We start from the raw sequence: 17,342 nt of genomic DNA, 5'->3' as shown, positions 1-17,342 counted from the left end.
CCTGTCCAGTGCGGGCACTCGCACACGTGGCGCGACGCGAAGGAGCGGCGGCCTCCCCGCACTCCCCCGGCCGTCCCTCCGCTCCTCCGGTCGCCGTGATCGCGGGGAGGTCGACATGCGAACCCGGGTACGCGGCTGGCGGTGGCGGCGCAATCCGCTGCGGCGCCGGTCGGACGTCGTCGAGGCGTGGACCACCGTGTTCGTCGCCCTGTTGCTGTTCCTGGGCGCCCCGCTGCTGGGGGCCGCCACCGCCTGGTGGGGCTACGGGCAGGCCCGGGCGATCGTCGCCGAGCAGCGGGCCGAGCGGCACCAGGTCCGCGCCACGGTGGCGGACAGCACCCCCGAGTCGCTGTCGACGAACCAGCTGGGCGGACAGCACTCGTACCGCGCGACCGTCCACTGGAAGGCCCCGGACGGCACGGAGAAGAGCACCACGGCGCGGGTGCCGGCCGACGCACGCCACGGCGAAACGGTCGTCGTCTGGCTGGACTCCCACGGCGAGAGCGTGCCGCCGCCGTCGGACGGTGCCGAGATCTGGCAGCACAGCGCCACCATCGGCTCGTTCACCGCCATCGGGACGGCGCTCACGGTGCTACTCGCGCACCGGGCCGTGCGCGCGGTGTCCCTGCGTCGCCGCATGGCGGAGTGGGACCGCGACTGGGCGCTCACCGAGCCGCAGTGGACCCACCGCCGGGCCTGACGAAGCCCGGCCCGCACGGCCTCGCGGCAGCGTCCGGACCTGGCGGTTCCGTCGGCCGCTCACGTACGGTGTGATCACTCGTACGGTCTGACACATTCCCCGCGAAGGCGGTACTCGATGGCCCTGTTCGACCTTCCGCTCGACGAACTCCAGGCGTACCGCAGTGCGTCGGCCGAGCCCGAGGACTTCGACGCGTTCTGGAGCAAGACGCTCCAGGAGTCCCGCGAGTACGAACTGGACGCCCGTTTCGAACCGGTCGACACGGGGCTGTCCACGGTGCGGGTGTACGACGTCACGTTCGCCGGGTTCGGCGGTCACCCGGTGAAGGGCTGGCTGACCCTGCCGGCCGGGGCGGCCGAGCCGCTGCCGCTGGTCGTGGAGTTCGTCGGGTACGGGGGCGGGCGGGGGCTTCCGCACGAACATCTGCTGTGGGCGTCCACGGGCCGGGCCCACTTCGTGATGGACACCCGCGGCCAGGGCAGTGCCTGGGGCGGCGGTGGCGGCACCCCGGACCCCGTCGGCGGCACGCCCGCGTACCCGGGCTTCATGACCCGCGGCCTGGACGCCCCCGAGAACTACTACTACCGCCGGGTCTTCACCGACGCCGTGCGCGCGGTCGAGGCGGCCCGTTCCCACCCGCTGACCGACCCGGCGCGCACGGTCGCGCTGGGTGCGAGCCAGGGCGGCGGCATCACGATCGCGGTGGGCGGTCTGGTGCCGGATCTGGTCGCGGTGGCGCCGGACGTGCCGTTCCTGTGCGACTTCCCGCGCGCGACCACGCTCACCGACCGGCACCCCTACCGCGAGGTCGGTCTGTACCTGAAGACGCACCGCGGCCGGACCGAGGAGGCGCTGCGCACGCTCTCGTACTTCGACGGCGTGCACTTCGCGGCGCGGGGCCGGACACCGGCCCTGTTCTCGGCCGCCCTGGAGGACCAGACCTGCCCGCCGTCCACCGTTTTCGCCGCGTTCAACGCCTGGCCGCACGAGGACAAGAGGATCGAGGTGTACGACTTCAACGACCACGAGGGCGGCGGGCCGTTCCAGGAGGCCGCCAAGCTGCGCTGGCTGGGCCGCCACGCCTGAGGTTCGTGGGTGGTGTTTCGGCCGAACCGGCGGACCGGCCTTCCCAGCTGGTTTAGACCAATGGTAATTCTGGTGGCGCACCGAGCCCACGCGGCTACCGTACGTCATCATCAGGAGGCGCGGCATGGCCCGCACCACCCCCCACGTCCAGTCCACCCCCGACACCCGGCCGCCCCTGTACCGACGGGTGGCGGACCAGTTGCTGGCCGAGCTGCGCGACGGGATCGTCCCGCCGGGCGAACGGCTGCCCGGCGAACGCCGGCTGGCGGAGCACTTCGGGGTCAGCCGGGAGACCGTGCGCCAGGCGCTGGACGTGCTGCGCCGGGACGGTCTGCTCAGCACCGACCGGCGGGGCAGTCACGTCGCCCTGCCGGGCGTGCCGGCCGGAAGCCCGGCACCCCTCGTCTTCCCGGTGGGCGCCCGGGCGGCGGAGCCCCGCACCGGCGACCGGGCCACCGTGGTCTGGGCCCCGCCGCCGCCTGAGCACGCGGCGGCGCTGGGACTGGTGCCGGGCCGGGCGACCCTGGTGCACCGCTACACCTCGTCGGCGGCGGGAGGAAACGGCAGACGGACGGCTGTGACATCGTTTTCCGCCGTCGCGCTCGCGGAGGTGGAGGAGCTGGCCCGCTACCGCGACCGCGCCGACGGTGTCGCCTGCGCGCAGCTGCGGCGGGCCTACGACTGGATGCGCAGGGCCGGCCTGGCGTTGCACCACCGGGACACCATCACCCTCCAGCCCGACACCGCGTCGGTCCGGGTCGTGCGGCGGGTGCACGACCAGTACGCGCGGCCCCTGGAGATCACGGACCTGCTGGTGGACACCCGGCAGGACGCCCTGGTCTACGAGTTCACCCTGCCGGCGGCCGGCTGACCCGGCGGCCTACGCGAGCCGCCGGGCCACGACCAGCCGGGCCCGCGGACTGCCGTCGGGGCGGCTCCCGAACTCCGGCAGGGCGTGCAGGCCGGCCCGGAAACCGGCGCGGGACAACTCCCGTCCCACGTCCCCGAGTCGGAACGTCCGGTAGTACATGACGAACGGGGGCCGCCACAGCGCGTTGCGCACCCGCATCGCCGCGTCGAAGCCGAGCAGCGTCCAGTACCCCGCGGATCCGGGCCGGGGCGGGGCCCCGACGGGGAAGGCGAAGCAGCCGCCCGGCCGGAGTACGGAGCGCACCTGGCCGAAGAGGCCCGGCAGTTCGCGGGGCAGGAAGTGTCCGAACGCCCCGAAGCTCACGACGAGGTCGAAGGCGGGGCCGAACGGCAGGGCGCGGGCGTCCGCGCGCACCCAGGAGACCGCCGGGGCCGGGGGCAGGGCACGGCCGCGCGCGACCTCCAGCATGCCCGCGCTGAAGTCGACCCCGGTCACGCTCTCCCGGCAGACCCGGGCCAGGACGTCCACGCCGGCGCCGGTGCCGCAGCACAGGTCGAGCCCGGTGGCGAAGGGTCCCCGTGCCTCCAGCGCGCGGGCCACGGCGTCCAGTACCCGGTCCGGTGTCCGGTACGGGGTGTGGTCGAACTTGGGGGCGAGCAGGTCGTAACCCCGCTCGACCGACGACAGTGCCTGGACGGCGAGTTCACGCAGGGTGGGACCCTCGGGGCTGAACATCCGCTCAGCCTAGGGCCTGTCCGGCGGGCCCGGCGGGAGCGCGGCGCTCGTCGAGCACGGTGAGCACGCGCTCGCACCAGCGGGCGTTCTCCCGCTCGAAGGTGATCCCGGCGGCCAGGGTGAGATAGGGCCCGACGCGGTCGGCATCCCGCAGGTGCTCCTCCTCGGTACGGCCGTCCAGGAGGCGTTCGCGCACCCGCTCGTAGCGGGCGAGCTTGCCCAGCGCCCAGGCCCTGCGCTCCTCGACCAGCGCACGGACGGCCCGCGCGTCGACGCCGTCCATGGCCTGCATCTTGATCAGGAACTCGTCACGGATGGCGGTGGGCCTGCGGGTCGGCTCGGCGGCGAAGGCGCCCAGCTGCTCCCGGCCGGCCTCGGTGAGCGAGAACAGCCGCTTGGTGGGCCTGCGTTCCTGCGGCACGGTCCGGGCCTCGATGAGTCCGTCGCCCGCGAGGCGCTCCAGCTCCCGGTAGAGCTGCTGCGGCGTGGCGGGCCAGAAGTTGGCGAGCGACACGTCGAACACCTTGGACAGCTCGTAGCCCGAGGCCTCGCCCTCGAGCAGGGCGGCCAGGACGGCGTACTTGAGAGACATGTCGACACGCTAGCAAGCACGCATCACGCCGACTACTCTACTCCACACCTATTCAAATAGTTCAGTATGAAGGAGTGGCGATGCGGGCATTCCGCGAGGCGGTCGAGGCGCACGACCTGGACGCCGTCGAGGCACTGCTGGCGGACGACGTGGTCTTCGCCAGCCCCGTCGTCTTCAAGCCGTACCGGGGCAGGGCCGTCACGGCGTCGATCCTGCGGGCGGTCGAGCGCGTCTTCGAGGACTTCCGCTACGAACGCGTCATCGGCGAGGCGGACGGCCGTGACCACGCCCTGCTCTTCACGGCGCGGGTTGGCGACCGGGAGATCAGCGGCTGCGACTTCCTGCGCCTCGACGCGTCCGGCCGCATCGCCGAACTGACGGTGATGGTGCGCCCGTTGTCGGGTGCTCAGGCGCTCCAGACGGCGATGGCCGCGCAGTTCGAGCGGATCGCCCAGGAGGTGCAGAAGGCGGCCGGCTGATCCTGGCGCGGCGCACGCGGAAGGAATACGGAACAAAAGCCGGCTCGGCCGCGTTCCCCCTGGTGAGACGCCCGGGGCGGGACCTCGATCGTCCCGCCCCACCACCACGGCAGCTGATTCCGTGGTACGGTGCGGACAGCACTTGTGTACGCCCCCTCGATCGGGGCGCCGGTGCCAGTTTCCCTTCGGTTCGCAGACCCGCCCGTCCTGGTGCGACCGGCGCGTCCGCTTCTCAGCACGACCTCGTGAGCGGGGCTCTTCTTCACCCCGCTGTGTCCGAGGTGCTGTTCCCGCCGCCCGGAGGCGTGTCGTCCCGACCGCCCGCGGCTCTCCCTTCCTTCCGCATGTCCCATGCCCGTGTCCTCGAAAGGACCGCACACCATGACCACCACACTCGAACACCCCCCTGTACGGCAGTCCCCGGCCGAGACCGCGAGCGGCGTCCTCGACCTCGAAGCGGGCGGCAAGGGGCGCCTGCGGGGCGAGAGCCTGCGGCCGGAGCCCTCCGACCTCGCCCTCTCCCCCGCCCTGATCCGCCGGCACGGACTGCGCAAGGGCGACCTCGTCGAGGGCGTGCGCGGCGACCGGCGCACCCTGACCGACGTCGTGCGCGTCAACGGCCGTACGCCCGACGGGCGCGGCGGCCGACGGCACTTCGCCGACCTGACCCCGCTGCACCCGCACGAGCGACTGCGGCTCGAGCACCCGGCGGCCGGCCTCACCGGACGCGTCGCCGACCTGATGACCCCCGTCGGCAAGGGCCAGCGCGGCCTGATCGTCGCACCGCCGAAGACCGGCAAGACCGTCCTCCTCCAGCAGATCGCCGCCGCCGTGGCCGGCAACCACCCCGAGGCCCGGCTGATGGTGGTGCTGCTCGACGAACGCCCCGAGGAGGTCACCGACATGCGGCGCTCGGTGCGGGGCGAGGTGTACGCCTCGACCTTCGACCAGAGCGCCAAGCAGCACATCGCGCTCGCCGAGCTGGTGATCGAGCGGGCCAAGCGGCTCGTCGAGGCCGGGGAGGACGTCGTCATCCTCCTGGACTCCCTCACCCGGCTGTGCAGGGCGCACAACAACGCCGCCTCGTCCGGCGGCCGCACGCTCAGCGGCGGCGTCGACGCCGGGGCACTGCTCGGGCCCAAGCGGTTCTTCGGCGCGGCCCGCACGGCCGAGGAGGGCGGCTCCCTCACCATCCTCGCCACGGCCCTGGTCGAGACCGGCTCGCGCGCCGACGACTTCTACTTCGAGGAGCTCAAGAGCACCGGCAACATGGAACTGCGGCTGAGCCGGGAACTCGCCTCCCGCCGGGTCTTCCCGGCCGTGGACCTGACCGGCTCCGGCACCCGGCGCGAGGAGCTGCTGCTGTCCGCCGCCGAGACGACCGCCGTGCGCGGGCTGCGCCGGGTGCTGGGTGCGCGGGACGGGCAGTCCGGCCCGGAGACCCTGCTGGAGCGGCTGCGCCGCACACCGGACAACGCGACCTTCCTGCGACAGGTACAGCCCACGCTGCCCGCCGACTGAGGGCCCGCCACCCGCGGACGGACGGCCTCCGCCGCCACCCGCCGCCACCCGCCACAAACCGTCGGTCGCCGCTACGGCATCCGGGTGCTTGCGGGCGCGACCCGGCCCGGTCAGCGGGGCGGCTCGGGGGGCCGTTCCTACGTTTGCGGTATGACTATCGGATTCTCATTCCGGGCGGCTCGATCCACCTGCCTGCTCTGCGTGGCGGGGTTGCTGACCCTCGTGCCGGCCGCCGCGGCCGCCCGTGCGGAGCGGCCGGATCCCGGCCCGCCCGCCGGTGCGACGGCGCAGGAGGCGCCGTTGTACCGGTCCGGTACCCAGGTCCGGCCGCACCCCGGAGCGCCCCGGGTTCCCGATGTCTCCGCCCTGTCCTGGGTCGTGGCGGACGCCGGCACGGGAGATGTGCTGGCGGCGAACGACGCGCACCGCCGGCTGCCGCCGGCCAGCACCCTCAAGACGCTGTTCGCCCTCACGGTGCTGCCGGCCCTGCCGGGCGGCCTCCACCACGAGGTCGGTCCTGAGGATCTGTCCGGCATCGGTCCGGGCAGCAGCCTGGTCGGTGTCGTCGAGGGCGAGACGTACCGCGTCTCCGACCTGTGGAACGGCGTGTTCCTCAACTCCGGGAACGACGCCGTGCACGTCCTCGCCGCGCTCACCGGCGGCTGGAGCGCCACGGCTGCCCGGATGCAGGCCGAGGCCCGCGCACTCGGCGCCCGCGACACCCACGTCCGTTCTCCCGACGGGTACGACGCACCGGGCCAGGTCTCGTCGGCCTACGACCTCGCGGTCTTCGGCCGGGCGGGCCTGCGGCGGCCCGACTTCGCCCGGTACTGCGCCAAGGTCGACGCGATGTTCCCGGGCCGCGACGGGAGTTCGTACGGGATCATGAACACCAACCGGCTGCTCACCGGGGCCGACGGGGTGGAGCCGTACCCGGGACTGATCGGCGTCAAGAACGGTTACACCAGCAATGCCGGCAACACGCTCATCGCCGCCGCCCGCCGCGACGGACGGACCCTGGTCGTCACGGTGATGAACCCTCAGGAGGGCGGCGGCCACGCCGTGTACGAGGAGGCCCGTGCGCTGCTCGACTGGGGCTTCGAGGCGGACGGGGAGGTCGACCCCGTGGGATCGCTGATCCCGGAGGGTGCCCGGCCCCGGCAGGGGCCTCAGGCGGTGCCGGCCGAGGTGACCGCGGCGAAGCCGGCCGAGGACGAGCCGGGCTGGCCGGAGACCGGCGCGATCCTGGCGGTCGCGGGGCTCGGCGCGGGCGTGACGGCACTCGCCCTGCGGATCAGGTTCGTGCGGGACGACGGCAGTTGAGGCGACCGGGTCAGAACACCGAGAGGCCGGTCAGGGTCGTGAAGCGGTCCAGGGCCGCCACCCCGGCCACCGAGTTGCCCCGCTCGTCCAGGCCGGGGCTCCACACGCACAGCGTGCAGTGGCCCGGCACGACCGCGATGATGCCACCGCCCACCCCGCTCTTGCCCGGCAGGCCCACCCGGTGCGCGAAGTCGCCGGCCGCGTCGTAGGTCCCGCAGGTCAGCATCACCGCGTTGACCTGCTTGGCCCGGCTGCGGCTGAGCAGCCGGGTGCCGTCGGCGCGGATGCCGTGCCGGGCCAGGAAACCGGTCGCAAGCGCCAGGTCGGCGCAGGACGCCGTGACGGAGCACTGGCGGAAGTACTGCTCGAGCAGCACCGGTACCGGGTTGTCGATGTTGCCGTACGACGCCATGAAGTGGGCGAGGGCGGCATTGCGGTCGCCGTGCGCGGCCTCGGAGGCGGCGACCTCCTCGTCGTGGGTCAGGTCCGGGTTGCCGCTCTCCGCGCGCAGGAAGGCCAGCAGTTCACCGGCCGCGTCGCCGGTACGGGTGTGCAGCCGGTCGGTGACGACGAGGGCGCCCGCGTTGATGAACGGGTTGCGCGGGATGCCGTTCTCGTACTCCAGCTGCACCAGGGAGTTGAACGGGTTGCCGGACGGCTCGCGGCCCACGTGCTCCCACAGGGCGTCGCCCTCCCGGGCCAGGTCCAGGGCGAGGGTGAACACCTTGGTGATGGACTGCGCGGAGAACGGCTCCCGCCAGTCCCCCACCCCGTACACCGTGCCGTCCGGTTCGGCGACGGCCATGCCGAAGCGGCGCGGGTCGCGGGCGGCGAGCGCGGGGATGTAGTCGGCGGGCCGGCCGCTGCCCGGGGTCCGCTCGATCTCCTCGGCGATGCGCTCCAGGACCGGCCGGAAGGTCGTCGGTGTGCTCATGATCGCCATTGTCCTCCCCGGACCGCTCCGGACGGCGGAGGGCCGACGGTGGGTGACGGTGGGTGGACCCCAGTTCCGGGGTGGTGCTGGCCTCACCCCCGTTTCGGGGGTAGCCGTCATCCCCCCGCCGGAGGAACTGCCCACATACTGAGCCGCATGGTCAACCCAACGGTGCTCGTCGAGAGCCTGCCCACGCCCGCACAGGAGAAGGATCGCGAGAGGGGAAGCGACTTCTCCGAGCTCTCCCGGCGCATAGCCGACGCGGGGCTGCTCCGGCGCCGCCCGCTGTACTACACGGTGCGTTTCGGCGCCGTCGCCCTCGCGCTCGCCGGCGGTGTCGCCGCGTTCGTCGCCCTGGGGGACAGCTGGAGCCAGCTGTTCGTCGCGGTCGCGCTCGCCGTCGTCTTCGGACAGCTCGGACTGGCGGCCCACGACCTCGCCCACCGGCAGGTCTTCTCCCGCCGCCGTCCCAGCGAGGCGGGCGGGCTGCTGACGGCCAACCTGCTCCTCGGCATGAGCTACGGCTGGTGGATGAACAAGCACACCCGCCACCACGCCAATCCCAACCACGAGGAGAAGGACCCGGACGTCTCCCCCGACATCCTGGTGTGGTCACGGGGCCAGGCGAGCCGGGCGACCGGAATCCCGCGGTTCGTCGGCAAGCACCAGGCCGCCCTGTTCTTCCCGCTGCTCACGCTGGAAGGGCTCAACCTGAGCTTCAACAGCTTCAAGGCGCTCGGCGGCCGGGCCGTGAAGCGACCGCTCCTGGAGGGCACGCTGCTCGTGGCCCACTTCGTCGTGTACTTCGGCGGCCTCTTCACGGTCCTCTCCCCGGGCAAGGCGCTCGTCTTCCTGGCCGTGCACCAGGGTCTGTTCGGGATCTATCTGGGCTCGGTCTTCGCGCCCAACCACAAGGGCATGCCGATGATCGAGGAGGGCACGCGGCTGGACTTCCTGCGCCGTCAGGTCCTGACCTCCCGCAACGTGCGGGGCGGCGTGCTCGTCGACGCCTTCATGGGCGGCCTCAACTACCAGATCGAGCACCACCTCTTCCCCAGCATGCCGACCCCCGCCCTCGGCCGGGCCCAGGCACTCACCGAGGCGTACTGCGCCGAGCTGGGCGTGCCCTACCACCAGACGGGGCTGCTGGCCTCGCACCGCGAGGCCCTGCGGCACATGAGGAGCGTCGGGGAGCCGCTGCGCGCCGCGTCCTGAGCGTCGGGCGGCCGGTCAGCTGTGCAGCACGCCCGTGCCGAGCAGCCCGAAGAGCAGGACGCCGACCGCGATCCGGTAGATCACGAACGCGTTGAAGGAGTGCTTGGCGACGAACTTCAGCAGCCAGGCGATGGAGGCGTAGGCCACCACGAAGGAGACGAGGGTGCCGACCGCCAGGGGCGCGGCACCCGCTCCGGTGCCCAGGGCGTCCTTCAGCTCGTACAGACCGGCTCCGGTCAGGGCGGGGATGCCGAGGAAGAAGGACAGCCGGGTGGCGGCGACCCGGTCGAGGTCGAGCATCAGGGCGGTGGACATGGTGGCGCCGGAGCGGGAGAAGCCCGGGAAGAGCAGGGCGAGGATCTGCGAGCCGCCGACCAGCATCGCGTCCTTGAAGGACGTGTCGTCCTCGCCCCGCTTGTGCCGGCCGGTGCGGTCCGCCCACCACATCACGCCGCTGCCGACGATCAGCGAGCCCGCGACCACCCACAGCGAGGCGAGCGGACCCTTGATCAGGGGCTTGGCGGCCAGGCCGACGAGGACGATGGGGATGGTGGCGAAGATGACCCACCAGGCGAACTTGTAGTCGTGGTGGTACCGCTCCTCCCGGTCGCGCAGCCCGCGCCCCCAGGCGGAGAGGATCCGCGCGATGTCCTTGGAGAAGTAGACGAGCACGGCGGCGATCGCGCCGACCTGGATGACCGCGGAGAAGCCGATGACGGCGTCGTCGTCGACCGGGATGCCCATCAGTCCTTCGACGATCTTGAGGTGTCCGGTGGAGGAGACGGGCAGGAACTCGGTCACCCCCTCGACGGCTCCAAGGACTACGGCCTGACCGATGCTGATGGCGCTCATGGCATCCAGTTCCTACTACACGGAGCTGTGCGCCCGGGTCAGGTCCAGAGCGCGTCGGCCAGAGTCACCCCAGCGAACGCGGCCGCGAGGCCGGCCGCCACGCTCCCCGCCACGTTGACGGCGGCCTGCGTGCGCGCACCGGTCTCGGTGAGCCGGAGGGTCTCGTAGGAGAAGGTCGAGTAGGTGGTGAGCGCACCGCACAGGCCGGTGCCCAGCAGCAGCCGCAGCTCGGAGCCGGCCGCTCCGGCCAGGGCGGCGCCGGTCAGCAGGCCGAGGACCATGCTGCCGATCACGTTCACCGTGAAGGTGCCCCAGGGGAAGACGGAGTCGTGCCGGGACTGCACGGCGCGGTCGGTGAGGTAGCGCAGCGGGGCGCCGACCATGCCGCCCGCGACGACGAGCAGCCAGTTCACGACGGCCTCCGGCCCTCGTACCGGACGACTTCGCACGGGTCGAGGGTGACCAGGCCCTCGGTGACGAGTTCGTCGAGCAGCGGCAGGAAGTCCCGTACCCGCTCCTCGGTGTCGACGACGACGACGGCCACCGGCAGGTCCTCGCTCAGGGACAGCAGCCGGGTGGTGTGGACGATCGAGGAGGCGCCGAAGCCCTCGACGCCGCGGAAGACGCTGGCACCGGCGAGGCCCGCCGCGTGGGCGCGGTGGACGATCTCCGAGTACAGGGGGCGGTGGTGCCAGGTGTCGTTCTCGCCCACGAAGACGGTCAGGCGCAGGGCGCTGCCGGTCAGCCTCGTCATGACTGCCTCCACTTCAGGAACCGGCGGGTCGCCCATGCGGTGAGCCACACCGCCGTGAGTGCCGCGAGCGGGGTCGCGGCGAGGTAGGCCAGGCCGGTGCGGACCCGGCCGTCGGCGAACAGGGACCGGCTGTCGACGGCGTAGGTGGAGAAGGTGGTGAAGCCGCCGAGCACACCGGTGCCGAAGAAGGGCCGGACCAGGCGGTGGGCGGGCCGGACCTCGGTGACGACCACCATGAACACGCCGATCACGGCACAGCCGACGGCGTTGACCGCGAAGGTCGTCCAGGGGAAGCCCCCGGCCGGTGTCGGCCACCACAGGGAGGCCGCGTAGCGGGCGGCGGCGCCGGTGCCGCCGCCGAGCGCCACGACCGCGACGACCGGTGCCTGGCCGCTCCACCGCGCTCGCTCCGGGGCGGCCGGCCGGATCCGGCCGATGCCCCCGGTCCTCGGGACTGTCATGGTCGTACGTCTCCTACTCGCCGGGCAGGGGGATGCCCCCGGTACGCAAGTAGGGACCGTTGGCGGCCTCTGAGCCGCGGTTCGGGTACGGCGGGCCCCACCGCCGCGCCGCGCCCCTGCGGGCCGCGGCTGATGCTCAGCGTAACGCCGGGGCGGCGCCCGGGTCACTCCGGCAGGGGTGCCCGCGCCTACCAGCCCTTCTCGAACATCCGCGCCACCTCGGCGATCCGCACCTCGTCGCGCCGGTAGTACGTGCGGCGGCGGATCCTCCGGGCCCGGAGCAGGCCGAGGCCGGTGAGGAGGCCGAGGTGGGTACGGGCCACGCGGCGGGGCACACCGAGTTTGGCGGCGACCAGGCCCGCGTGGACGCCGTGCTCCACGGGGTCGACGCGGCGCTGCGGGGCGAAGTGCGCGGCCGGGTCCTTCAGCCACTCCAGGATGTCCAGACGCGTGCCGTGCACGGGGGTCCTCAGCATCTCGTCCTCCCTCCGTGCGGGCCCGCCCGTACCGTGTCCCTCCACTTTCCCGCAGCCGGGGCCCGATTGTCCGGCAACCGGGCCATTTGCGCATTCAACCAATATCGGTTGCGGTGCTAACGTTCGGCCATGGCAGCCAGGACCGCCGGTGCGCGGCTCGAGGAACGGTGGCGGGACATCCTCGCGGTGCACGCGCGCACGATGTGCGAGATCGACCGGGCGCTGCATCCGCACGGTCTGGGCGCGAGCGACTTCGAGGTGCTCGACCTCCTCGTGGCCGAGGCGCCCGAGGACGGCGACCGGTGCCGGGTGCAGAACCTGGCGGGCCGGGTCCATCTGAGCCAGAGCGCACTGTCCCGGCTCATCGCCCGGCTGGAGCGGGACGGACTGGTGCATCGCTCGATGTGTGCGGAGGACCGGCGCGGTGTGTACGTCGCGCTCACGCCCGAGGGCCGCCGGCTGCACGCCGAGATACTGCCGCTTCAGCGGGCCGCGCTGGCCCGCACGCTCGGCGACGCCGAGGACCCCCGCCCCTCCTGAGGGGGACGGGGGTCCTCGGCGGGTGAGGCGCCTTCCCTCAGGGGCGGGCCAGCAGGGTGCGCACGCCGTCCGAGGTGAGGGTGAGGCGGTGCTCCGAGCCGGCGTCGATGGACAGCGACAGGTCGTCGGCCGGCCACTGCGCGGCGAGTGCGCCGAGCGGCACCATGCGGTAGCGGGAGACGTACGGCAGCAGGTCGGCCATCTCCAGTTCCGAGGTGAACACGGGCACCACCTGGCCGCCGCCCTGCTGTTCCAGCACCGGCAGCGCCAGCATCCCGGGGTCGGCGGCGTCCTGGTCGTTCGCGTCGTCGGGCACCGGCACGAGGACGTCGCTGCTCGCGAGCGTGTCGAGCGCCGCCGTGTTGTCGGCGGTCTCGGTGGTCTCGGCGAGCGTGTCCAGCGCCCGCTGGGCGGGCGTGACGGGGTGGTCGTTCGCGGGTGTCTCCATGGCAGATTCCCTGGTAGCGGCGGTGATACGGCCCGCGCGGACGATCGGCGCCGACGCGGTCCAGCCTCGCGTACCCAGGGCCTCCGTGGCGCAATCCTGTTCGATGCCCCCGCCCGGTCCGGCACTCATCTGATCGGCGAGGGGCCCACTTGATCGATCAGAAACACGGTCGGGTTAGCATATGAGCGCCGCCTAGCTCGAAAGATAGAGACGTGACTGCCAACGACGACTCGTTCACCAACTGGAAACACCGCGAAGAGACCGCGGAATCGATGATCCCGATGATCGGGAAGCTGCACCGGGAGCAGGACGTCACGATCCTGCTGCACAGCCGTTCCCTGGTGAACAAGTCGGTGGTCAGCATCCTCAAGACCCACCGCTTCGCCCGCCAGATCGCCGGCGCGGAGCTGTCGGTCACCGAGACGATGCCCTTCCTGCGGGCGCTCACCACGCTCGACCTCGGGCCCTCGCAGATCGACATCGGCATGCTCGCCGCGACCTGGAAGAGCGACGACCGGGGTCTGTCGGTCGAGGAGTTCACCGCCGAGGCCGTCGCCGGTGCCACCGGCGCCAACAAGATCGACCGGCGGGACGGCCGCGACGTCGTCCTGTACGGCTTCGGCCGCATCGGCCGGCTCGTCGCCCGGCTGCTCATCGAGAAGGCCGGGTCGGGCAACGGACTCCGGCTGCGCGCGATCGTGGTCCGGGGCGGTGGGGAGCGGGCCGCCGAAGACATCGTCAAGCGCGCCTCGCTGCTGCGCCGCGACTCGGTGCACGGCCAGTTCCAGGGCACGATCACCGTCGACGAGGACAACAGCACCATCCTCGCCAACGGCAACGCCATCAAGGTGATCTACGCGGACGACCCGGCGCAGGTCGACTACACGGCGTACGGCATCAAGGACGCCATCCTCATCGACAACACGGGCAAGTGGCGCGACCGCGAGGGCCTGTCCAAGCACCTGCGTCCGGGCATCGACAAGGTCGTGCTGACCGCGCCGGGCAAGGGCGACGTCCCGAACATCGTCCACGGCGTCAACCACGACACCGTCAAGCCGGACGAGCGGATCCTGTCCTGCGCGTCCTGCACCACCAACGCGATCGTCCCGCCGCTGAAGGCGATGGAGGACGAGTACGGCGTGCTGCGCGGTCACGTGGAGACGGTGCACTCCTTCACCAACGACCAGAACCTGCTGGACAATTACCACAAGTCGGACCGCCGTGGCCGCAGCGCGCCGCTGAACATGGTCATCACGGAGACCGGTGCCGCCTCCGCCGTCGCCAAGGCGCTGCCCGAGCTCAAGGCGCGGATCACCGGCAGCTCGATCCGGGTGCCGGTGCCGGACGTGTCCATCGCGATCCTCAACCTCCAGCTGGCCCGGGAGGCGAGCCGCGAGGAGGTCGTGGACCACCTGCGCGAGGTGTCGCTGACCTCGCCGCTCAAGCGCCAGATCGACTTCATCAGCGCTCCCGACGCGGTCTCCAGCGACTTCATCGGCTCGCGCCACGCCTCGATCGTGGACGCCGGCGCGCTGAAGGTCGAGGGCGACAACGCGATCCTCTACCTCTGGTACGACAACGAGTTCGGCTACTCCTGCCAGGTCGTCCGCGTCGTCCAGCACGTCTCCGGGGTGGAGTACCCGACGTACCCGGCTCCGGCGGTCTGATCCGGTCCCGTCCCGGGGACGGGCCGGGCGAACGTGCCCGAGGGGCGGTGGGGAACAGGTTCCCCGCCGCCCCTCGGGCGTGCCGGTTCAGGACGCCAGCGCGTCCGCGAAGAGCCGGGTCAGCGCGGTCGGTGCCGTGATGGCGGTGCCCACGACGACGCCGTGCGCACCCGCGGCCAGGGCCCGGGCGGCCTGCTCGGGCGTGGCGACGCGGCCCTCGGCGATCACCGGGGTGTCCAGCGCGCCGGCGAGGTCGGTCACGAGTGCCAGGTCGGGGGCGTCCTGCACCGGGGAGCCCGGCACGTAGCCGGACAGGGTGGTGCCGATGAAGTCCGCCCCCTGGTCGGCGGCCGCGCGGCCCTCGCCGAGCGTGGACACGTCGGCCATGACCAGGGCGCCCGCCGCGTGGACGGCCTCGACCAGCTCGGCGAAGGTGCTGCCGTCGGGCCGCGGCCGGGCGGTGGCGTCGGCGGCGACGACCGCGGCGCCGGCCTCCACCAGGGCGAGGGCGTGGCGCACGCTCGGGGTGATGAAGACGCCGCTGTCGCCGTCCTTCCACAGGCCGATCACCGGCAGGTCGACGGCCGCGACGGTGGCCGCGACGACCTCCGGGTCGTTGACGCGCACGGCCGCCGCGCCGCCGGAGCGCGCCGCCAGGGCCATGCGGACCAGGGTGTCGGTGTGGCGCATCGGGTCGCCGGGAGGCGCCTGGCAGGACACGATCAGGCGGCCCTCGAGCTGCTCGGCCAGGGACGGGGGCGGGGTCATGACGGTGCTCCGGTGGTGGGGGGCTGGTGCAGGGGCAGGGTACGAGGCAGCGCGGCCGCCCCGAGGACCGCTGCGTCGGCGCCGCCCCGCGGCGGACGCGGGCGCAGGTCGCGCAGCGGGGGCATGAGTTCGGCGGTGAAGGCCGCGCACAGGGCGTCCCAGTACAGGGCACCGATGCGGGGCACGCCGCCGGCGACGACGACGCGGTGCGGTCCGAGCGCGTTGGCGAGGCCGCCCAGGGCCCGGCCCGTCGCGCGGGCGCCGAGGGTGATGGCGGTGGTGGCGTGCGGGTCGCCCCGGGCCGCGCGTTCGGCGACGGTCTGGAGCCGGTCGGCCGGCTCTCCGCCGAGCCGGGCGCAGTGGGCGGTGATGGCGGGGCCCGCCGCGACGGCCTCCAGGTGGCCGGTGGCTCCGCAGGTGCAGGGCAGCCCGTCGGCCTCCGGGCTCGGCAGGTGCCCCAGGTGTCCGGCGATTCCGGCGGCGCCGTGCAGCATGCGGCCCGCCGCGGCGACGGCGCCGCCGACGCCGGTGCCGACGGCGGCGTAGAGGAGGGTGCTGTCGTCGTCCGGGCCGTCCAGTTCCGTCGCGGCGGCGGCGCGTACGTCGTTGTCGCAGGCGACGGGGAGGCCCGTGCGGGTGGCGAGGCCCGCCGCGAGGGCGGTGCCGGCCCAGCTGCGGATGGTGTCGGTGGCGCTGGTGACGGTCCCAGTGACGGGGTCGATCACGCCGGCCGCGGCGACGCCGATCGCGGTGGTGCCGGGCGCCCACACCTCGCGGGCCGCCTCGGCCAGCGCGTCCAGGACCGCCCCGGCGCCCCGTGTCGCCGGGGTGGGCCGGGTGTGCCGGGCGAGCACCGTGCCCTCGGTCCCGACCAGGGCGGCGGCGATCTTCGTGCCGCCCAGGTCGAGGCCGATGACCGGTGCGTCCGGGTGCGGTGCCGTCATCGGACCGGCAGCAGCCCGGCGCCGCGCAGGTGCCGCTCGACGTGGGCGACGGCGTCCTCCCCGAGCTGGATCTGCGGGGCGGCGGTGGTGCCGTGGCCGAACACGCCGAGCAGCCGCAGGGCGTGCTTGAAGGCGCCGATGGCCGAGGAGTTGCGGCCCATCTCGTCCTCCGGGCCCGCGTCGACCAGGCCGAACAGCTCGACGAGCCGCTCCTGTTCCTTGACGGCGCGGTCCAGGTCGCCGCCGCGCACGGCGTCGTACAGGCGGACGTAGCCGGCCGGGTCGACGTTGCCGAGGCCCGGGACGACGCCGTCGGCGCCGGCCAGCAGGGCGGCGTCCACGGTCAGTTCGGAGCCGGTGAGGATGCTGAAGGAGGGGGCGGGGCCGTCGGCGCGGCCGTGGCGTCCGCCGAGTTCGACCATGAGGCGGCGCAGGCCGCCCTCGTCGCCGCTGCTGTCCTTGAGCCCGGCCAGCGTGCCGTCCTCGGCGAGTTCGCGCACCAGGGGGGCGGAGAGCTTGCTGTGCACGGAGACGGGGAGGTCGTAGGCGTACAGGGGCAGGTCGACGGTGGAGCGGATCGCGCGGAAGTGGGCGGCGATCTCGCGGGGGTGGGTGCGGGCGTAGAAGGGGGCGGTGGCCACCAGGGCGTCGGCGCCGGCCTTGCGGGCGGCCTCGGCGTGGACGAGTACCCGGGGGGTGGTCATGTCGATGACCCCGGCCAGGACGGGGACACGGCCCGCGACGGCCTCGACGACCGTGTCGAGGGCGACGGCGCGCTGCCGGTCGGTGAGGAAGGCGACCTCGCTGCTGGAGCCCAGGGCGAACAGCCCGTGCACTCCCCCGCCGACGAGGTGCTCGACGAGCCGGGTGAGCGAGGCGGTGTCGACTTCGCCCGACGCGTCCAGAGGAGTGCAGACGGGCGGCACGACGCCGCTCAGGGGCTGGGACGAGGACATGGTGTTTCTCCTGGGCTGTG

Annotated in this window: 21 protein-coding genes; 9 read left to right on the top strand and 12 right to left on the bottom strand. The window is 73.2% G+C overall.

Features of this window, described 5'->3' with window-relative positions; all coding sequences use genetic code 11:
• Window positions 1-115 precede the first annotated feature (115 nt).
• The 3 genes from Sco07f_RS13675 to Sco07f_RS13665 all read left to right on the top strand — a co-directional run bounded on the left by Sco07f_RS13675 (window position 116) and on the right by Sco07f_RS13665 (window position 2,657).
• On the top strand, window positions 116-700 hold the full coding sequence (locus Sco07f_RS13675) for an Rv1733c family protein (protein WP_108987984.1): 585 nt from the start codon (window positions 116-118) through the stop codon (window positions 698-700).
• A gap of 117 nt (window positions 701-817) precedes the next feature.
• Window positions 818-1,786 carry an acetylxylan esterase gene (locus Sco07f_RS13670; RefSeq protein WP_054101738.1) on the top strand — a complete coding sequence of 323 codons (969 nt, stop codon included), beginning with the start codon at window positions 818-820 and terminating at the stop codon, window positions 1,784-1,786.
• A gap of 124 nt (window positions 1,787-1,910) precedes the next feature.
• A complete protein-coding gene (locus Sco07f_RS13665; RefSeq protein ID WP_054101737.1) occupies window positions 1,911-2,657 on the top strand; it encodes a winged helix-turn-helix domain-containing protein in 747 nt (248 codons plus the stop codon).
• Window positions 2,658-2,666: 9 nt separating this feature from the next.
• Here the strand turns inward: Sco07f_RS13665 and Sco07f_RS13660 are convergent, their stop codons facing one another.
• Together Sco07f_RS13660 and Sco07f_RS13655 are read right to left on the bottom strand one after the other, a co-directional pair.
• Window positions 2,667-3,392 carry a class I SAM-dependent methyltransferase gene (locus Sco07f_RS13660; protein ID WP_087792231.1) on the bottom strand — a complete coding sequence of 242 codons (726 nt, stop codon included), beginning with the start codon at window positions 3,390-3,392 and terminating at the stop codon, window positions 2,667-2,669.
• Window positions 3,393-3,396: 4 nt separating this feature from the next.
• A complete protein-coding gene (locus Sco07f_RS13655) occupies window positions 3,397-3,984 on the bottom strand; it encodes a PadR family transcriptional regulator (protein WP_108987983.1) in 588 nt (195 codons plus the stop codon).
• Between the two features lie 80 nt (window positions 3,985-4,064).
• On the opposite strand from Sco07f_RS13655, the gene Sco07f_RS13650 reads away from it, so the two are divergent.
• The 3 genes from Sco07f_RS13650 (at window position 4,065) to Sco07f_RS13640 (ending at window position 7,307) form a co-directional block, all read left to right on the top strand.
• Complete coding sequence (locus Sco07f_RS13650; RefSeq protein WP_108987982.1) at window positions 4,065-4,463, top strand: nuclear transport factor 2 family protein; 399 nt, start codon at window positions 4,065-4,067, stop codon at window positions 4,461-4,463.
• Between the two features lie 381 nt (window positions 4,464-4,844).
• Complete coding sequence (gene rho / locus Sco07f_RS13645; RefSeq protein ID WP_087792229.1) at window positions 4,845-5,984, top strand: transcription termination factor Rho; 1,140 nt, start codon at window positions 4,845-4,847, stop codon at window positions 5,982-5,984.
• Between the two features lie 150 nt (window positions 5,985-6,134).
• Entirely contained in the window at window positions 6,135-7,307 is a 1,173-nt protein-coding gene (locus Sco07f_RS13640; RefSeq protein ID WP_007446790.1) for a D-alanyl-D-alanine carboxypeptidase family protein, read from the top strand.
• 10 nt (window positions 7,308-7,317) lie between these two features.
• On the opposite strand, the gene Sco07f_RS13635 is transcribed toward Sco07f_RS13640, so the two are convergent.
• Window positions 7,318-8,250 carry a glutaminase gene (locus tag Sco07f_RS13635; protein WP_042825658.1) on the bottom strand — a complete coding sequence of 311 codons (933 nt, stop codon included), beginning with the start codon at window positions 8,248-8,250 and terminating at the stop codon, window positions 7,318-7,320.
• Between the two features lie 147 nt (window positions 8,251-8,397).
• Between Sco07f_RS13635 and Sco07f_RS13630 the strand changes: the two genes are divergently transcribed.
• Window positions 8,398-9,456 (top strand): fatty acid desaturase family protein, encoded by a 1,059-nt coding sequence (locus Sco07f_RS13630; protein WP_167468085.1) that lies wholly within the window; start codon window positions 8,398-8,400, stop codon window positions 9,454-9,456.
• A gap of 15 nt (window positions 9,457-9,471) precedes the next feature.
• Here the strand turns inward: Sco07f_RS13630 and Sco07f_RS13625 are convergent, their stop codons facing one another.
• From Sco07f_RS13625 to Sco07f_RS13605, 5 genes are all read right to left on the bottom strand, one after another.
• Window positions 9,472-10,308, bottom strand: coding sequence for an undecaprenyl-diphosphate phosphatase (locus tag Sco07f_RS13625; protein ID WP_007446776.1), 837 nt, complete (start codon window positions 10,306-10,308; stop codon window positions 9,472-9,474).
• Window positions 10,309-10,346: 38 nt separating this feature from the next.
• Window positions 10,347-10,721 carry a fluoride efflux transporter CrcB gene (gene crcB / locus Sco07f_RS13620; RefSeq protein ID WP_007446778.1) on the bottom strand — a complete coding sequence of 125 codons (375 nt, stop codon included), beginning with the start codon at window positions 10,719-10,721 and terminating at the stop codon, window positions 10,347-10,349.
• Window positions 10,718-11,062: a DUF190 domain-containing protein gene (locus Sco07f_RS13615; RefSeq protein ID WP_054101731.1), complete on the bottom strand. Its 345-nt coding sequence runs from the start codon at window positions 11,060-11,062 to the stop codon at window positions 10,718-10,720. The genes crcB (Sco07f_RS13620) and Sco07f_RS13615 overlap by 4 nt, the downstream gene beginning before the upstream one ends.
• A complete protein-coding gene (crcB, locus tag Sco07f_RS13610) occupies window positions 11,059-11,523 on the bottom strand; it encodes a fluoride efflux transporter CrcB (protein WP_108987981.1) in 465 nt (154 codons plus the stop codon). The genes Sco07f_RS13615 and crcB (Sco07f_RS13610) overlap by 4 nt, the downstream gene beginning before the upstream one ends.
• Window positions 11,524-11,711: 188 nt before the next feature.
• Window positions 11,712-11,999 carry a hypothetical protein gene (locus tag Sco07f_RS13605; protein WP_007446784.1) on the bottom strand — a complete coding sequence of 96 codons (288 nt, stop codon included), beginning with the start codon at window positions 11,997-11,999 and terminating at the stop codon, window positions 11,712-11,714.
• Window positions 12,000-12,128: 129 nt separating this feature from the next.
• Here Sco07f_RS13605 and Sco07f_RS13600 point away from each other — a divergent pair, with 129 nt between their 5' ends.
• The gene (locus tag Sco07f_RS13600; RefSeq protein WP_054101729.1) at window positions 12,129-12,539 is read left to right on the top strand and encodes a MarR family winged helix-turn-helix transcriptional regulator; all 411 of its coding nucleotides are present in this window, start codon (window positions 12,129-12,131) and stop codon (window positions 12,537-12,539) included.
• Window positions 12,540-12,576: 37 nt separating this feature from the next.
• Here Sco07f_RS13600 and Sco07f_RS13595 read toward each other — a convergent pair whose 3' ends face one another.
• The gene (locus Sco07f_RS13595) at window positions 12,577-12,987 is read right to left on the bottom strand and encodes an SseB family protein (protein ID WP_054101728.1); all 411 of its coding nucleotides are present in this window, start codon (window positions 12,985-12,987) and stop codon (window positions 12,577-12,579) included.
• A gap of 212 nt (window positions 12,988-13,199) precedes the next feature.
• Between Sco07f_RS13595 and Sco07f_RS13590 the strand changes: the two genes are divergently transcribed.
• Complete coding sequence (locus Sco07f_RS13590) at window positions 13,200-14,654, top strand: glyceraldehyde-3-phosphate dehydrogenase (protein ID WP_108987980.1); 1,455 nt, start codon at window positions 13,200-13,202, stop codon at window positions 14,652-14,654.
• 87 nt (window positions 14,655-14,741) lie between these two features.
• On the opposite strand, the gene Sco07f_RS13585 is transcribed toward Sco07f_RS13590, so the two are convergent.
• From Sco07f_RS13585 to Sco07f_RS13575, 3 genes are read right to left on the bottom strand one after another with little or no spacing between them, the layout of a single operon-like run.
• Complete coding sequence (locus tag Sco07f_RS13585; protein ID WP_108987979.1) at window positions 14,742-15,422, bottom strand: N-acetylmannosamine-6-phosphate 2-epimerase; 681 nt, start codon at window positions 15,420-15,422, stop codon at window positions 14,742-14,744.
• Window positions 15,419-16,366, bottom strand: a complete 948-nt coding sequence (locus Sco07f_RS13580) for an ROK family protein (protein WP_108987978.1) — start codon at window positions 16,364-16,366, stop codon at window positions 15,419-15,421. The genes Sco07f_RS13585 and Sco07f_RS13580 overlap by 4 nt, the downstream gene beginning before the upstream one ends.
• Entirely contained in the window at window positions 16,363-17,322 is a 960-nt protein-coding gene (locus Sco07f_RS13575; protein ID WP_007388097.1) for a dihydrodipicolinate synthase family protein, read from the bottom strand. Before Sco07f_RS13575 ends, Sco07f_RS13580 begins: the two co-directional genes overlap by 4 nt.
• Between the last annotated feature and the right edge of the window lie 20 nt (window positions 17,323-17,342).

The sequence above is a fragment of the Streptomyces coelicoflavus genome (genome assembly GCF_003112555.1).
Lineage (GTDB): Bacteria > Actinomycetota > Actinomycetes > Streptomycetales > Streptomycetaceae > Streptomyces > Streptomyces coelicoflavus.
This window is presented reverse-complemented; position numbering and strand designations above follow the sequence as displayed.

What these genes read in the sequence shown, in the direction of transcription:
- Sco07f_RS13630 (WP_167468085.1), top strand. Translation starts at nt 8,398, where the DNA reads ATGGTCAACCCAACGGTGCTCGTCGAGAGCCTGCCCACGCCCGCACAG.
- Sco07f_RS13670 (WP_054101738.1), top strand. Translation starts at nt 818, where the DNA reads ATGGCCCTGTTCGACCTTCCGCTCGACGAACTCCAGGCGTACCGCAGT.
- Sco07f_RS13595 (WP_054101728.1), bottom strand. Translation starts at nt 12,987, where the DNA reads ATGGAGACACCCGCGAACGACCACCCCGTCACGCCCGCCCAGCGGGCG.
- Sco07f_RS13635 (WP_042825658.1), bottom strand. Translation starts at nt 8,250, where the DNA reads ATGGCGATCATGAGCACACCGACGACCTTCCGGCCGGTCCTGGAGCGC.
- Sco07f_RS13660 (WP_087792231.1), bottom strand. Translation starts at nt 3,392, where the DNA reads ATGTTCAGCCCCGAGGGTCCCACCCTGCGTGAACTCGCCGTCCAGGCA.
- Sco07f_RS13625 (WP_007446776.1), bottom strand. Translation starts at nt 10,308, where the DNA reads ATGAGCGCCATCAGCATCGGTCAGGCCGTAGTCCTTGGAGCCGTCGAG.
- Sco07f_RS13585 (WP_108987979.1), bottom strand. Translation starts at nt 15,422, where the DNA reads ATGACCCCGCCCCCGTCCCTGGCCGAGCAGCTCGAGGGCCGCCTGATC.
- Sco07f_RS13575 (WP_007388097.1), bottom strand. Translation starts at nt 17,322, where the DNA reads ATGTCCTCGTCCCAGCCCCTGAGCGGCGTCGTGCCGCCCGTCTGCACT.
- Sco07f_RS13650 (WP_108987982.1), top strand. Translation starts at nt 4,065, where the DNA reads ATGCGGGCATTCCGCGAGGCGGTCGAGGCGCACGACCTGGACGCCGTC.
- Sco07f_RS13675 (WP_108987984.1), top strand. Translation starts at nt 116, where the DNA reads ATGCGAACCCGGGTACGCGGCTGGCGGTGGCGGCGCAATCCGCTGCGG.
- Sco07f_RS13665 (WP_054101737.1), top strand. Translation starts at nt 1,911, where the DNA reads ATGGCCCGCACCACCCCCCACGTCCAGTCCACCCCCGACACCCGGCCG.
- Sco07f_RS13615 (WP_054101731.1), bottom strand. Translation starts at nt 11,062, where the DNA reads ATGACGAGGCTGACCGGCAGCGCCCTGCGCCTGACCGTCTTCGTGGGC.
- Sco07f_RS13655 (WP_108987983.1), bottom strand. Translation starts at nt 3,984, where the DNA reads ATGTCTCTCAAGTACGCCGTCCTGGCCGCCCTGCTCGAGGGCGAGGCC.
- rho (WP_087792229.1), top strand. Translation starts at nt 4,845, where the DNA reads ATGACCACCACACTCGAACACCCCCCTGTACGGCAGTCCCCGGCCGAG.
- Sco07f_RS13640 (WP_007446790.1), top strand. Translation starts at nt 6,135, where the DNA reads ATGACTATCGGATTCTCATTCCGGGCGGCTCGATCCACCTGCCTGCTC.
- Sco07f_RS13605 (WP_007446784.1), bottom strand. Translation starts at nt 11,999, where the DNA reads ATGCTGAGGACCCCCGTGCACGGCACGCGTCTGGACATCCTGGAGTGG.
- crcB (WP_108987981.1), bottom strand. Translation starts at nt 11,523, where the DNA reads ATGACAGTCCCGAGGACCGGGGGCATCGGCCGGATCCGGCCGGCCGCC.
- Sco07f_RS13600 (WP_054101729.1), top strand. Translation starts at nt 12,129, where the DNA reads ATGGCAGCCAGGACCGCCGGTGCGCGGCTCGAGGAACGGTGGCGGGAC.
- Sco07f_RS13580 (WP_108987978.1), bottom strand. Translation starts at nt 16,366, where the DNA reads ATGACGGCACCGCACCCGGACGCACCGGTCATCGGCCTCGACCTGGGC.